The 16,018-nt window shown below is 43.2% G+C and carries 10 protein-coding genes; 5 read left to right on the top strand and 5 right to left on the bottom strand.

All coding sequences use genetic code 11. The annotated features are described in order from the left end of the window. Positions 1-44: 44 nt before the first annotated feature. Positions 45-563, top strand: coding sequence for an NUDIX domain-containing protein (locus DXB58_RS00460; protein ID WP_117934466.1), 519 nt, complete (start codon positions 45-47; stop codon positions 561-563). On the opposite strand, the gene DXB58_RS00455 is transcribed toward DXB58_RS00460, so the two are convergent. Continuing rightward, the gene (locus DXB58_RS00455; RefSeq protein WP_009000324.1) at positions 541-1,083 is read right to left on the bottom strand and encodes a glutathione peroxidase; all 543 of its coding nucleotides are present in this window, start codon (positions 1,081-1,083) and stop codon (positions 541-543) included. The genes DXB58_RS00460 and DXB58_RS00455 overlap by 23 nt on opposite strands. 211 nt (positions 1,084-1,294) lie before the next feature. Here DXB58_RS00455 and DXB58_RS00450 point away from each other — a divergent pair, with 211 nt between their 5' ends. The 4 genes from DXB58_RS00450 (at position 1,295) to DXB58_RS00435 (ending at position 8,518) form a co-directional block, all read left to right on the top strand. Further along, positions 1,295-5,620 carry a CusA/CzcA family heavy metal efflux RND transporter gene (locus tag DXB58_RS00450; protein WP_122135565.1) on the top strand — a complete coding sequence of 1,442 codons (4,326 nt, stop codon included), beginning with the start codon at positions 1,295-1,297 and terminating at the stop codon, positions 5,618-5,620. A 62-nt stretch (positions 5,621-5,682) separates the two neighbouring features. After that, a complete protein-coding gene (locus DXB58_RS00445) occupies positions 5,683-6,576 on the top strand; it encodes an efflux RND transporter periplasmic adaptor subunit (RefSeq protein WP_122135564.1) in 894 nt (297 codons plus the stop codon). Between the two features lie 69 nt (positions 6,577-6,645). After that, positions 6,646-7,710: a sensor histidine kinase gene (locus tag DXB58_RS00440; RefSeq protein WP_122135563.1), complete on the top strand. Its 1,065-nt coding sequence runs from the start codon at positions 6,646-6,648 to the stop codon at positions 7,708-7,710. 19 nt (positions 7,711-7,729) lie between these two features. Beyond that, the gene (locus tag DXB58_RS00435) at positions 7,730-8,518 is read left to right on the top strand and encodes a LytTR family DNA-binding domain-containing protein (RefSeq protein WP_122135562.1); all 789 of its coding nucleotides are present in this window, start codon (positions 7,730-7,732) and stop codon (positions 8,516-8,518) included. A gap of 20 nt (positions 8,519-8,538) precedes the next feature. Here DXB58_RS00435 and DXB58_RS00430 read toward each other — a convergent pair whose 3' ends face one another. From DXB58_RS00430 to DXB58_RS00415, 4 genes are all read right to left on the bottom strand, one after another. Next, complete coding sequence (locus tag DXB58_RS00430; RefSeq protein ID WP_122135561.1) at positions 8,539-10,485, bottom strand: glycoside hydrolase family 97 protein; 1,947 nt, start codon at positions 10,483-10,485, stop codon at positions 8,539-8,541. Between the two features lie 62 nt (positions 10,486-10,547). Further along, positions 10,548-12,881 (bottom strand): GH92 family glycosyl hydrolase, encoded by a 2,334-nt coding sequence (locus DXB58_RS00425; protein ID WP_122135560.1) that lies wholly within the window; start codon positions 12,879-12,881, stop codon positions 10,548-10,550. 9 nt (positions 12,882-12,890) lie between these two features. Then, on the bottom strand, positions 12,891-13,688 hold the full coding sequence (locus tag DXB58_RS00420; protein WP_122135559.1) for a basic secretory family protein: 798 nt from the start codon (positions 13,686-13,688) through the stop codon (positions 12,891-12,893). 12 nt (positions 13,689-13,700) lie between these two features. Continuing rightward, on the bottom strand, positions 13,701-16,016 hold the full coding sequence (locus tag DXB58_RS00415) for a GH92 family glycosyl hydrolase (protein WP_369906965.1): 2,316 nt from the start codon (positions 16,014-16,016) through the stop codon (positions 13,701-13,703). Positions 16,017-16,018 lie beyond the last annotated feature (2 nt).

Below are 16,018 nucleotides of genomic sequence, written 5' to 3'. Positions count from 1 at the left end.
ATTCTGTATCCAAAGGAATTCAGTTCACCAAATAAAAAAGTACCATGCTAAGCGATAATAACCAAGAAATGTTCCCCGTCGTAGATGAGCAGGGGAATATCACCGGAGCGGCCACTCGTGGAGAATGTCATAGTGGCAGCAAACTACTTCACCCGGTAGTCCACCTTCATATTTTCAATACCCGTGGAGAGTTGTATCTGCAAAAACGTCCAGAATGGAAAGACATCCAACCGGGGAAATGGGATACAGCCGTAGGCGGACATATCGACTTGGGCGAAAGCGTAGAAATCGCTCTAAAGAGAGAAGTCCGTGAAGAATTAGGCATCACGGACTTTATTCCTGAACTACTTACTAATTATGTTTTCGAGTCCGAACGTGAAAAAGAACTTGTCTTTGTTCACAAGACTGTTTACGATGGAGAAATCCATCCCAGTGAAGAACTGGATGGAGGACGATTCTGGACCATTGAAGAAATAAAAGAAAACTTAGGAAAAGGGATCTTCACTCCCAATTTCGAAAGCGAATTGCAGAAAGTCTCTCTTATTCCTTCTCTATCCAAGTAACGATCTTTTCAGAGAACGGACTTTCTTTGGGAGAGGCAAAGCCCACCCAGTTTCCGTTCTCATCAATCATGAATTTCTGGAAATTCCACTGAACCGACGCATCTTCTTTACCATTCAGTTTCTTCTCTGTCAACCATTGATAAAGGGGAGCGATTTCTTTCCCTTTGACGGAAATCTTAGCCATCATCGGGAAAGTCACATCGTAATTCAAAGAACAGAATTGAGCTATTTCCTCATTACTTCCGGGCTCCTGCCCCATAAAGTTATTTGCAGGGAAACCGATTATTACAAAGTCTTTATCTTTATATTTCTCATACAGTTTCTCCAGTTGAGCATACTGTGGCGTCAGTCCGCACTTAGAAGCCACGTTGACCACAAGCACTTTCTTACCTTTCAATGAAGAAAGAGGAAAGTCTTTGCCATCAATCGTTTTCACTGTAAAATCATAAAAAGACTTGTTCTGCGCTTCCAAAGAAACGGCAAACAACAGACTTACCATCATCAAGACGAATGTTTTCATGGTGAATATACATTTAGTTTGTTTCTATAATAAACGAGCAGACAGAATAAAATGTTTGTTCGGCAGTGAAACAAAAAACAATCGTCTGACACATTTCAATCCGTGATTCCGTCACTTCACCCCACAATCTTTCCGCTTCATTTATTCTTAATGATAACGGACGAAGATAGACTGTAATTTTGTAGCATGAAATAATAATACAACGAGAATCATGTTTACAGCAATTGTACGCTTTTCAATTAAAAAGAAGCTGTTTGTAGGACTCACTACTCTCTTCCTGTTTATCGGAGGCATCTATGCGATGTTGACACTGCCTATTGATGCCGTGCCCGACATTACAAATAATCAGGTACAAATTGTGACTGTATCCCCTACACTCGCGCCACAAGAAGTAGAACAGCTCATCACCATGCCTATCGAAATAGCGATGAGCAATATTATGAATGTCGAAGATATCCGTTCCGTCAGCCGCTTCGGTCTATCAGTAGTTACGGTCGTTTTCAAAGAAAGTGTACCCACACTCGATGCACGACAACTGATAAATGAACAAATACAAACCGTAGCAGGTGAAATTCCTACAGAACTCGGAACACCGGAGATGATGCCTATCACTACCGGACTGGGAGAAATTTACCAGTACATACTGAAAGTGGCTCCCGGATATGAGAAGAAATATGATGCAATGGAACTCCGTACCATTCAAGACTGGATGGTGAAGCGCCAGTTGTCCGGTATACCCGGTATTGTAGAAATCAATAGTTTCGGCGGTTATCTGAAACAATATGAAGTAGCCGTAGACCCGGATGCCTTGTTCTCTTTGAATATTACTATTGGTGAAGTGTTCGAAGCACTTAGCAGTAACAATCAAAACACAGGTGGAAGCTACATTGAGAAAGTGAAGAATGCCTACTATATCCGGTCGGAAGGTATGATTACCCGGATCAAGGATATCGAACAGATTGTGGTTACCAACCGAAATGGAATTCCGGTACACATCAGCGATGTAGGAGTTGTCCGATTCGGTTCTCCCAAGCGTTTCGGTGCTATGACAAAAGATGGCGAAGGTGAATGTGTCGGTGGAATTGCCATGATGTTGAAAGGAGCCAACGCAAATGTCGTGACTCAAGAACTTGAGAAACGGGTAGAAAAGATACAGCATCTATTACCCGAAGGAGTCAGTATCGAACCCTACCTAAACCGTTCGGAACTAGTCAACCGGAACATCTCTACGGTTGTCAACAATCTGATTGAGGGAGCGGTAATCGTTTTTCTGGTACTGATCCTTTTTCTCGGGAACTTTCGCGCCGGGCTGATAGTCGCATCAGTCATCCCACTGGCAATGCTCTTTGCTTTTATCATGATGCGTATATTCAATGTAACCGCCAATCTGATGAGTCTTGGAGCTATTGACTTTGGTATTGTAGTAGATGGTTCTATTGTCATATTGGAGGGTATTCTCGCCCACATTTACGGAAAACAATTCCGAGGCCGTACGCTGACCCGCCAAGAAATGGACAAAGAAGTAGAAAAAGGAGCCTCTGGTGTAGCACGTTCCGCAACTTTTGCAGTATTGATTATCCTGATTGTATTCTTCCCTATCCTCACATTAAACGGAATTGAGGGAAAATACTTCACACCTATGGCCAAAACACTCGTATTCTGTATTATCGGAGCCTTAATTCTCTCGCTAACTTATGTTCCAATGATGGCATCGCTCTTCCTGAAGCATACTATTGTAGTGAAACCCACACTTGCCGACCGCTTCTTTGAGAAGTTGAACAAGATATACCAACATGGTCTGTACACCTGTCTCCGTAACAAATGGCGTACCGTCATTATAGCTTTTGCCGCATTGGTAGGTTCACTATTCCTTTTCACCCGTTTGGGAGCAGAGTTTATCCCCACTTTGGATGAAGGAGATTTTGCCATGCAAATGACACTGCCTGCAGGAAGTTCACTGACCGAGAGTATTGAAGTATCCCGCCTGGCAGAGAAAACATTAATGGACAAATTTCCTGAAATCAAACATGTCGTAGCCAAAATCGGAACGGCAGAAGTCCCCACTGATCCAATGGCAGTAGAAGACGCCGACGTGATGATTATTATGAAACCTTTCAAAGAATGGACAAGCGCGGGAAGTCGTGCCGAAATGGTGGATAAGATGAAAGAAGCGCTCACTCCGCTGTCCGAACGAGCAGAATTCAATTTCTCACAACCGATACAACTCCGTTTCAATGAGCTGATGACAGGAGCCAAGGCAGACATTGCTATCAAACTATATGGAGAAGACACGCACGAACTGTACGAAAAAGCCAAAGAAGCAGCCACCTTTGTAGAAAAGGTGCCGGGAGCAGCCGATGTCATCGTTGAACAGACGATGGGATTACCCCAACTGGTAGTAAAATACAACCGCAGCAAAATTGCCCGTTACGGTATCAACATAGAAGAACTCAACACTATTATCCGAACCGCTTATGCCGGAGAATCAACAGGTGTAATCTTCGAAAACGAACGGAGATTCGACCTTGTAGTACGACTTGACCAGGATAAAGTAGCCGATTTGAATCTTGACAAATTGTTTGTACGCACTTCGGAAGGGATTCAAATTCCAGTTGGAGAAGTAGCAAGCATCGACCTTGTCAGCGGACCATTGCAAATAAACCGGGATGCAACGAAACGACGTATCGTCATCGGTGTCAATGTGCGGGACGCGGATATACAACAGGTTGTAGCCAACATTCAAAAGACACTGGACAAAAACATCCAACTGAAACCGGGATATTACTTTGAATATGGCGGTCAGTTCGAAAACTTGCAAAATGCCATCAATACATTACTGGTAGTCATTCCCGTAGCATTAATGCTTATTCTATTGATACTGTTCTTTGCTTTCAAGAACATCACCTATACCTTGATGGTATTCTCAACCGTTCCCCTGTCACTCATCGGAGGCATCGTCGCGCTCTGGCTACGCGGACTTCCGTTCAGCATATCGGCTGGAGTAGGATTTATTGCATTGTTTGGTGTGGCAGTATTGAATGGCATCCTTATGGTGAATCATTTCAACGAACTCCGTAAACAAAATACTTACTCTATGAGTACGAATCAGATTATCAAAAGAGGGACTCCCCACCTGCTCCGTCCTGTGTTCCTGACAGGACTGGTTGCCTCTCTGGGATTCGTCCCAATGGCAATCGCCACTTCAGCCGGCGCGGAAGTACAACGCCCATTGGCAACAGTAGTAATCGGCGGACTGATTATTTCCACCGTACTGACTTTGCTCATTATTCCGGTGTTCTACAAAATTGTAAATTCATTTGTCACCTGGAGACGTCCGGGTAACAAGTTCCACCGACCTTTTTTCATATTGACTCCCCTGCTCCTGTTGTTTCCCACTTTCATTTCCGCTCAACCAACACAAGCAGTCACCATCGAACAGGCTATCGAAATAGCCAAACAGAATCATCCGCGCCTAAAAATAGCCAATAACGCTATTCAACAGGTCAAAGCTACGCGTGGAGAAATAATAGAAGCTACTCCTACTTCGTTCAACTATTCCTGGGGACAACTTAACGGAGAAAACAAAAAAGATAAGGAACTGGCTTTCGAACAAAATCTGGGCTCGCTTCTGACTCCATTCTATAAGAATGCGTTAGTCAACCGCCAAGTGAAAACAAACACTCATTATCGGCAGATGGTGGAAAAAGAAATCACAGCAGAGGTGAAAAGGGCGTGGGCCTACTACCAGTATGCCACCAACCTCTGTTCAATGTACCGAGATCAAGACAAAATGGCGGAAGAACTGCAACGCATCGGAGAACTACGCTATCAACAAGGAGAGATTACCCTGCTTGAAAAGAACATGATGACAACCATGGCTGCTGATCTGCACAACCGCAGGTTTCAGGCACAGGAAGAAGAGAAAATGGCATTGGCACGTTTTCAATGGAGTTGTTACTCCAACCAGCCGATTGTTCCCGCCGATTCCACCTTATCCTTATTCTATATCGGCATTTCGAACGGAAGTTTGTCGGAAGCACATACCGCTTACTTCCAAAGTCAGGCAGATGAAGCAAAAGCAATGCTTCACATCGAACAAAGCCATTTCTTCCCGGAAATCAGTGTGGGATATACACGTCAGGACATTCTCCCGTTGAAAAATCTAAATGCCTGGATGGTTGGGGTGTCTTTCCCGCTCTATTTCCTACCTCAAAAGAGCAAAGTGAAACAAGCACGGCTATCTGCCACTTCCGCGCAAATCCAAGCGGATGCCAACATTCGGGAACTAAGAAATAAAATATTCGAGCTAGAGGCTTCCCTCCGCAGATATAACGAAAGTTTACGATATTACACCTCTTCTGCCTTAAAAGAGGCCGATGAACTGACAAAGGCGGCTAATCTACAATTACAGCAGAGCGAAACAGGCATTGCCGAGTATATACAGTCGATAACTACTGCCAGAGATATCCGTAGAGGCTATATTGAAACAGTCTACCAATACAATATTGCTGCCTTAGAATATGAACTTTTCAAGTAGGTACGAAATTGGGACTTTGAATGACATCCATCACCCATAATAATTATTATAAAACATTGTATATGAAAAAGATAGTTTATCCAATCCTTTTACTTGCGCTGGTAGCTTGCAAGGGAAACCAGCAAACTACGGACGACAAATCTTCCACGTCCCCCGTTGCCGAAATGCCAACAGACACCATCGCACAACCCGAAGTGGACGCCATCACTTCAGCCACCTCAAAGCCTAATCAGGTTTCGTTCAACGGGCGAATAGTTCTTCCTCCCCAACGTCAGGCAACCATCGCTTTGACTATGGGAGGTATCATAAAAAAAGCCTCTCTACTGCCAGGACAACGGGTGGCTGCAAACAGTGTCATCGCCACATTAGAAAATCCGGAGTTTATCACCCTTCAACAAACCTATCTGGACAGTCACGCGCAAACAGAATATCTCCAGGCAGAATACGAACGCCAAAAAAATCTTTCTGCCGAACAAGCTGCTTCTCAAAAGAAATTCCAGCAAAGTAAAGCGGATTATCTTTCTATGAAAAGTCGCCAAGATGCTGCAGCCGCACAACTGTCTCTTTTAGGCATCCATCCGGAAACATTACTTAGGAACGGAATACAGCCACTATTGGAAGTCAAAGCTCCTATCAGCGGTTATGCAGCCAATGTAGCAATGAATGTCGGCAAATATATCAATCCGGGCGAAGCACTTTGCGAACTCATAGATAAAAGTGCCCCGATGCTTTGCCTGACTACTTACGAAAAAGATCTCGTAGACATACAGGTCGGCAGTCCGGTACAGTTTCGTGCGAACGGAATGGGAACACAGACTTTTCATGGTACAGTGATTTCTATCGGACAAAAGGTGGACGAAACCAATCGTTCGCTCGAGGTATATGCTTCCATTAAAGAGACAAATCCACAATTCCGGCCCGGTATGTACGTCACCGCACACATTCAGAAACAATAATCTGTCAATCGGGCTACGGCATTCACGTTTTGTAATGGGTAATTCGTAATTAACCACTATCTTTGTTGTATGATAGCAAAAGCAATAAAAAAAGATAAGTATATACTTTCCACAGTCATCATCTCGCTGGCGGTAGCTGTACTGATTCATTTCCCGGAATCGGTATCGCTTTTCGACCGTTTCGAAAGCCATTCCCTATTTCCAGGCATGAAATTCATCGATGTGGCAAATGAAATACTATTCACTTTTCTGTCCTTACTGCTGCTTTTCGCTATCAATACCCGGTTATTCCATTTCAATCAATCCTCCATCAAGATTACAGGAACAAAGATCCTGCTATCCTTCGTCCTGACATGGATATTGAGTAACCTGTCAGGACAGGTATTTGTTTTCCTGCACCGAACATTTGATATTCCGGCCATCGATGCCATGGTACATCATTATCTGCATCCATTGCGAGATTTCATTGTAGCATGTCTTGTCACCAGCAGTTGTTGCATCATTCACCTGATATATCGACAACAACAGGTACTTATTGAAAATGAACAGCTTCAGGCGGAGAATATTCGCAATCAATATGAAGTCCTGAAAAATCAGCTTAATCCACATATGCTGTTCAATTCGCTGAATACCCTGCGTTCACTGGTACGCGAAAATCAGGATAAAGCCCAGGATTACATCCAGGAACTCTCCCGGGTTCTAAGATATACTTTACAAAGCAATGAGTCACAAAGTGTCAGCCTCCGGGAAGAAATGGAATTTGCTTCTGCTTACATATTTCTGTTAAAGATGCGTTTTGAGAACAATCTGCAATTCGACATACAGATAAACAATGCATACGAAGAACACCTCCTTCCTCCAATGGCAGTGCAAGTACTGATTGAAAATGCAGTAAAGCACAACGAGATCAGTAACCGAAAGCCTCTGACCATCCATATCACAACGGACGATAATGGCAATTTATCCGTCAGTAACGACATTCAACCCAAATGGACTGCAACTCCCGGAACGGGCATCGGATTAGCCAACCTTGCCAAACGATACAGGCTTTTGTTTAAACGGGACATACAAATAACAGAAGATAAAGAGTTTACTGTCTGCATTCCTCTGATTGCAGCATCACTACAAGAATAATGATTATTGCTATAATACCATGAAGACTGTCATTATAGAAGACGAGAAAGCAGCAGTACGAAACCTGACTTCACTGCTCAACGAGGTAAAACCGGATGCAAGAATTGAGGCTGTACTAGACAGTATCAGTTCCACTATCGAGTGGTTCAGTTCCCATCCGATGCCGGAACTGGTGTTTATGGATATTCACCTGGCAGATGGCTCTGCTTTCGAAATCTTTAATCATGTCAGCATCACTTGCCCGATTATCTTTACAACCGCCTACGATGAATATGCACTACGCGCATTCAAAGTGAATAGCATCGACTACTTATTAAAACCCATTGGTAAAGAAGACATAGAACATGCTTTCAATAAGTTGGAGGGTTTACAGGATGTCATTGATAAGCATCACCCTCCTCTTCCACAGCAGGAGAACGAGCTACTGAAACTTATACATTCACTCAAAAAACAGGAAAACTACAAAAGCCATTTCCTCATTCCTACAAAAGGAGACAAGCTATTGCCTGTCTCCGTAGATATGATACAATTGTTTTATATTAAAGATTGTCAAGTGAAAGTAGTCTTAACCGATGGAACGGAATATTGCTTTTCCCAAACATTGGATGAACTCACTGATTGTCTCAATCCCAGTCTTTTCTTTCGTGCCAACCGCCAATATCTAATTTCAAGAGAAGCTATCAAAGATATTGATTTATGGTTTAACAGTCGACTGTCCATCAATTTGCGTTATTCCGGAATCAAAGAAAAAATACTTGTCAGCAAGGCGAGAGTAGCAGAGTTCAAAGAGTGGTTCTCAAGAAGATAACCACTCTAATCGATGTTTTTTTACTCAATGACGGCTGCAAAACCTCCGTTTCTGACCATCTTCACAGTCAACTGTTCTCCGGCTTTCACCTGCGACGACTTACAACGATAATCCATCGCCTGACGTCCTGCATTGATACCATCTTCGAAAGATGTCATCCGATAGGAACGATCCTTATTCAGAAAATCCAGATTGATGGTAAATTCACGTTCCTTTTCACCATTGTTAGTGATTCCTCCTATGAACCACTTATCACCTTTGCGTTTCGCCACAATTACATATTCACCCGCTTTAGCTTCCAATGCCACAGTCTCGTCCCAAGTTACGGGAACTTGTGTGATGAAGCGGGTACAATCTTCATTGCGATAATAAAGAGTCGGATTATCCGCCAACATCTGCAGGCCGCTTTCGAAAACTACAAATAATGCCAGCTGATAAGCCCGTGTTCCGATACTGGCAGAATTCGGACGTTCTGATCTATACACATTAGGTTGCATACTAATCATTGCTCCGGGAGTATAATCCATCGGCCCGACAGCATTACGCATAAACGGTAAATACAGACTGTTATCCGGATAGCAGCCTCCCATTTGTTCCATACCGCGTACTCCTTCATAAGAGAGCACATTCGGATATTTATATTCTAATCCTGCCGGTTTGAAAGAACCATGAAAATCGACAAATAAATTATGTTTAGCCGCTTCTCGGGCCACCCGTTCGTAATAGTTGACCATCCACTGGTCACTTCTGTCCATGAAATCAATTTTAAGTCCTTTCACTCCCCATTCATTGAAAGTCTTGAACAGGTCAAAATTGTTTTCCACAGTCAACCATGTCAGCCAGAGCACAATCCCTACATTCTTTTCTTTGCCATAACGAATTAGTTCATGCAAATTGACTTTGGGGTTCGGTGTGTAAGGGTCACGAGTACTTTTGGCCCAACCTTCGTCCATAATAATATAAGGAATGCCGAATTTTGAAGCAAAGTCGATATAATACTTGTAAGTTTCCAGATTATAGCCGGAAACAAAATTCACATCGGGTCCGTAAGGGGAGGCATCGTTCCACCATTCCCAGCTTACCTGCCCCGGCTTTATCCATGAAACGTCCTGAAGTTGATTCTTTTCAGCAAGCCGATAGGTCATTATGTTTTCAATCAACTGCTTATCATTCTTACTTATCACAAAGTAACGCCAAGGATAATTTCTTGTACCTTTTGTCTTGGCAATATAATCTGCTTCTTGAGTAATCTTCACGCTACGATCACTGTTTTCGGCAAACGCAAACGGAGCTTTAGGAAAAACAGAGATTGCTCCGTTTGTACCCGTTCCTTTGAGAAACATACATGGATAATCAGCCAAATCCGACTCGCTGATTAATATTTTATAGTCTTTTTGTGTATCAATCAATACCGGCAAAACTGCTATCCGTTCTTCAGGCTTCCATGCATTACTTTGAACATGTGTGTAAGGTTCCTCATAAGCTGTATGGAATCCTCCCGGTTGTTGCAAGTGAAGCAAATAATCCGACGGAAAGTTGATCGCAAACTCTTCGCCCATTACTTCAACATCACCTTTTCGTGAAGTAATAAATCGGTAAGCAACTCCATCGTCAAAAGCGCGGAATTCTACTGAATAGTCTTTGAAGGTCAGCAGCAATTGATTATAACGATTATTGACTTTCGAATATTTCAAAGGTACAACAGGAGTCAAATGTTCGTCGATACTCGTACGCTTCTGACGACGCAACTTGGGGTTCTGCCCCAACACTTGATTTTTTAGTGTCAACTGAAGATAGTTATCTTTCAACAATACATCTCCGTTATAATCTATACTATAATAGATTTTATCCGAGAGATTGAATGACACTTTTATTTCTCCATTAGGAGAAACTAACTCAAACTTATTCCGGGCATGAAGTAACGATACCAAGCACAGGAACATTGATAGCAATAAATACTTTCTCATTGTTTTTATTTTATGTTATACCATATTATTTGAAAGCCTTTATGCAAAGATAAAGATTCTGTTTAAAGTCCGTATTGAAACCTCATTGTTTTTCCCGGAAGAGACAACGATGGAGCCACTGCCTTATCCGATACCGCACGTTTATAGTTCGGTTTACTGCTCATCACAAAACGTAACTTCACGCCATCACGTATATCTTCATATCTCAAATAAGATTTATCATACTTCTTACCATTGACATACAATTCCTTCACATACACATTCTTCGGTGACCAATTATCCGCTACCATTTCAATAGATTTTCCATTACTCATCCGAACGGTTATCGCTTCTACACAAGGAGAACCGACATTATACACATTACTCGATGGAGCAACCGGATAAAAACCGATACAGTTAAACATATACCAGGCTGACATCTGTCCACAATCGTCATTCCCACTCAACGCATCCGGTGTATCTCCATAGAAACGGTCAACAATAGTACGAACCCATTTCTGACACTTCCAAGGTTCTTTCAGATAATTATAAAGATAGGCTACATGATGACAAGGTTCATTGCCATGCCAATAAGCACCAATACGTCCCTGTATATCATGTGCACCCGGAATATCATCCGGCAATTCTACAGTGAACAATTCATCCAATCGGTTACGGAACCAATCTTCACCAGCTTCATTCATATAACCTTGTATATCTTGAGGAACGTACCACGTATACTGAACAGTAAAACCTTCCGTTATATCTCCCCATCCATGCACAGAACCGGGACCTTGATAAGCCACTGGAGTGAATGGTGTACGCCAGTTTCCCTTACTGTCCCTACCACGCATATATTTCGTTTCAGGATCAATCAAGGTCTGATAAGAAAGCGCACGATTCAGGAAATAACGATAATCATCTTCCTTACCCAAAGCCTTGGCAGCCTGTGCAATGCAATAATCATCATATGCATACTCCAATGTTTTCGACACCGATTCCGCTTCTTTATCAAATGGGACATATCCCATGGCACGATACTCCGGCAGACAGTCATAATTCGGATTCATCGCTGTGGTCTTCATGGCTTCGTACGCACGTTCGTAATCAAAGCCTTTCACTCCTTTCACAATCATGTCTGCCAGTACGGAAACAGCATGATAACCAATCATACACCAGGTTTCATTTCCATAGAAAGACCAGATGGGAAGCATTTTCTCCACACTCTTGTCATAATGTGCCAGCATTGAATTGGCAATATTAGCATTAACATCTTGCTGAACCAAATTGAACCAGGGATGCAGAGCACGATACGTATCCCAAAGAGAGAAGACCGTATAATTGGTAAAGCCCTCTGCTTTCTCTATATTCTTATCCAAGCCACGGAACTGACCGTCCGCATCCTGAAAAATAAACGGGTGCAAAGCAGCATGATAAGCTGACGTATAAAAAGTTCTTTTCGTTTTGCGATCAGCGGTAAGTGTATATTTTCCCAATTCCTTTTCCCACAGAGCTTCACCTTTCGCTTTCAGGTCATTAAAAGTCAGCCCCGCAAGCTCTTTCATATTATTTTTTGCTCCGTTGGTACTAACAGACGAAATAGCAGTTTTCACAATCACTTCCTCTCCGCCCTTCGTTTCGAAAGAAATGCAAGCCATTAGATTCTTTCCCCAAGTCTCATAACTACTACGGAACCGGGAAGTATTGTAAATCACCGGTTTCTTATCCTGCATAAAACGCAGTCCGGTTAATTTCTTTGAGAAAGTAGCCGTAAAATAGACATGTCGTTCAGGTCCCCAACCTTTCACCAATTTATAACCGGTAATAGTGGAATCATTTTCCATCCGCAGATTCGCCCATTCACAAGATTGCCACAAAGTGTGGTTCATATCAATCATGATAAATGCTTTCTCCGACTGTGGATAAGTAAAACGAAACATCCCACTGCGCACTCCTGATGTCATTTCAGCTTTCACTCCATAATCAGTCAATTCCACAGCATAATAATTAGGAGAAGCCCATTCCTTCTCATGTGAATAGCGGGAACGATATCCCTTCTCCGGTTCCTCACGAGTACCCGGGTCCAGTTTCATGTCTCCAGTTCCGGGAATGAATAGAAAGTCTCCTAAATCAGGTATGCCCGTCCCACTTAAGTGAGTCAGACTGAATCCCAGCAGAGTAGAATGATTATATTTATAACCGGAGGCTGCGTCATAGTATTTACTGTCCGTGTCCGGGCTCATCTGAATTCCTCCGAAAGGAATTTGTGCACCCGGATAAACATTCCCATAACCATCTGTCCCAACAAACGGATTCACGTAATCAATCAGTTTCTCGGTTTGAGCCATGCCCGGCAAGATACTCACCAGACACGACCAAACCAAAAACAATCTCTTTTTACCAAATCTACAAATCATATTTATTCTTTATTGTGCTTGTATATCTCCCACAGCTACCTGATACTCGTGCCACAGTTCATCAATGTTATATTCATTCCCTAAAATATGCTTGATCGCTCCGTCAAACGACCAGGGAATCACCTCCAACGTACTACGATTGAATTTACGCAAGAACTCCGGGTCCTTATTATCACGCAACCAAACGAAAAAATAACCCGCTGTGCGATACCCGTCCATATAGTTCCCGCCTTTCGGACGTGCGTTAGGACCGTCAAAACCACCATTTGCCACACGCACCGCATCTGCCATACCTTCGATAAATGCCCAGAACACTCGGTTAGTTCCATAAGAACCAACTCCTTGCGGTTCCAACTGATAAGCATGTGTCAGTTCATGTAAGAGTACTCCGCGTGTTTCAAAAAACAATTTTGCCGTATCATTGGCAGCAAATGATTTCTCAATATGCCGTGTGCTATAGAAGATTGTAACATCCCCATTACCACCACCTTTGGCAGAAACGCCTTCGATATCTTCCAACGTATAATGTATTTTATTTACCGTAGGAATACTATCTTCCGGTGAATTATATAGCGTAGCCAATACTTCACGCGCCTGGGCTTTGATATAAGATTCCGCATCGGGGATAATCCGGTGATAAATATCCGAACCCTTCGTTTCCGGTGCTTTATCCTCAAATAAGACGGTTCCTACATTATATTTACCCCATGCATCAGGCGTTATTTTAGCGCGTTCTTTTGAGGTTGCCGAACAAGCCCCCATAGCTACCAACAGGCAGGCTACATAGATCAAATGTCTCTTTTTCATATCTTTATTCTATTATTTATTAATACCATTGGTTAATGAGTAAGGCTTGTCTTCTGCCGACAAACCACGACGCTTGTTCGGCGATGCAGACATCTTAAACTCAAGTACCCCGCCTTTCAGTATATCTTCATGCGTGAGGTACATCTTATCATAGATTTTTCCATTCAGCTTCAGCGACTGTACATAACGTCTCTTATCACTGACACCGGGAGCCCTAATCTCCAACGTATTTCCATTGGGAAGCTTCAACTTCAGATAAGGCAGATACGGTGATCCCAATACATATTGATCCGTTCCCGGGCAAACCGGATAGAACCCCATCACCGAGAAAAGATACCATGCAGACATCTGTCCGCAATCATCATTACCACCCAAACCGTTGATATCGTTCTTATACATTTTGTTCAGGATTTCACGCAGCCAGTACTGGGTCTTCCATGGTTCGGAGGTCCAGGCATAGAGATAAGGGACATGGTGGCTCGGTTCATTGCCATGCACATACCCGCCAACCAGACATTCTGCCGTGATATCCTCGTTATGCTCGTAATATTTCTCCGGTAGATGCATGGAGAACAGTTTATCCAGTTTATCGACAAACGTCTTTTCTCCTCCCATCAGGTCCATCATCCCAAACACGTCATGCGGCACGTGAAAAGAGAAGTTCCAGGAATTCCCTTCAATAAAGCCCTCGCCATAGGTCTGCAATACATCGAAATCTTTCTTGAATGAACCGTCGCTATAACGGGGACGGGCAAAGCCAATCGTAGTATCATAGATATTACGGTAATTCAAGGCACGCTTCCGATAGGTTTCTGCAATATCCTTTTTACCGGATTTCAAGGCAGTCTGATAGATAGTCCAGTCATCATAGGCATATTCCAATGTAGAGGAAGCGGCTGTACCACTCTTATCCAATGGGATATAACCCAGCTTCATGTAATCCGATATTCCCTCATAATAAGGTACGGTAGAAGTACTTACCATGGCAGCCAAAACCTCATCAACATTGGAAAAGACTCCTTTAGTAATGGCATCCGCCAACACTGATACAGCATGATATCCGCTCATACACCAGTTCTCATTCCCCATCATACTCCAGACAGGCAGCATTCCGTGCACACTCTGCTGTTCATGCTTTATCATGGATTCCACCATATCCGAATTTCGTTCAGGTTTTACCAAATTCAGAAACGGATGTTCTGCGCGGTATGTATCCCAGAGCGAGAATATGGTATAATTGGTGAAGCCTTTCGCCTGATGAATATTATGATCCAGACCGCGATAAGCTCCATCCACATCCATATAGACAGACGGATTAATCATCGTATGATAAAGTGAAGTGTAAAGCATTACTTTCTGATCAGCAGTTCCTTCCACTTCAAAATGATCCAGTTCATTATTCCAGTCTGTACGGGCTGCTTCAGCCAGCTGTTCAAAGCTCTTTCCGGAAGCTTCGGCGCGCAGATTCTTAACAGCTCCCTCGGTGCTGACAGCAGAGAGTGCTACTTTCACAACCAGTTCCGGTTCTTGGGCTGTATCGAAATTGAAATAGGCTACAATCTTACGGCCCGTAATCTCCGGGAAGTTCTTGTCCATATTGAAGCGACGCCAAAAGCCATTGTAAAGCACCTTTTCTTTATCCTTATAGCCATAGTCTCTGACAGGTTGCGACAAAGAAATAGCGAAATAAGTATAGTTGGTTCTCGCCCATCCATTTGTGATGCGATAGCCTGTCAATAACGTGTCATTCTCCACCCGCAAGTTGGCCCAGAGCACTTTGCCGTCGTAGTTATAAATGCCATGAACCAGGTCAAGGATAAGATGACCGTCTTTTCCTTTAGGGAAAGTGTATTTATGAACTCCTACCCGTTGCGTTGCTGTCAGCTGTGCCTTTATGCCATAATCATCCAGCATCACTTCATAATATCCGGGAGTTGCCTTTTCCGTAGCATGGCTGAAACGGGAACGATAACCCTCATCCGGATGATCCGCCCTGCCGGGACTCAATTTCAGTGCACCGGTAGCAGGCATCAACAAAATATCACCCAAGTCCGAATGTCCCGTCCCGCTAAGATGCGTATGACTGAAGCCGACAATCGTCTTGTCCCGATACTGATAACCGGCACAATATTCATAAGCGTTCTTCTGATAAGCCCCATTTATGTTATGTGGAATTGTGTCTGTGTCCGGACTTAACTGTATACATCCGAAAGGGGTGCAGGCACCCGGAAAGGTATGTCCCATACCGTTCGTTCCGATGATCGGGTTCACATAATCTACCGGCTGTTGAGCCGTGGCGGACGACATTGCAACCGCCGCCACAGCCATTA

It is taken from the genome of Bacteroides sp. OM05-10AA, assembly GCF_003439055.1.
GTDB lineage: Bacteria > Bacteroidota > Bacteroidia > Bacteroidales > Bacteroidaceae > Bacteroides > Bacteroides intestinigallinarum.
This window is presented reverse-complemented; position numbering and strand designations above follow the sequence as displayed.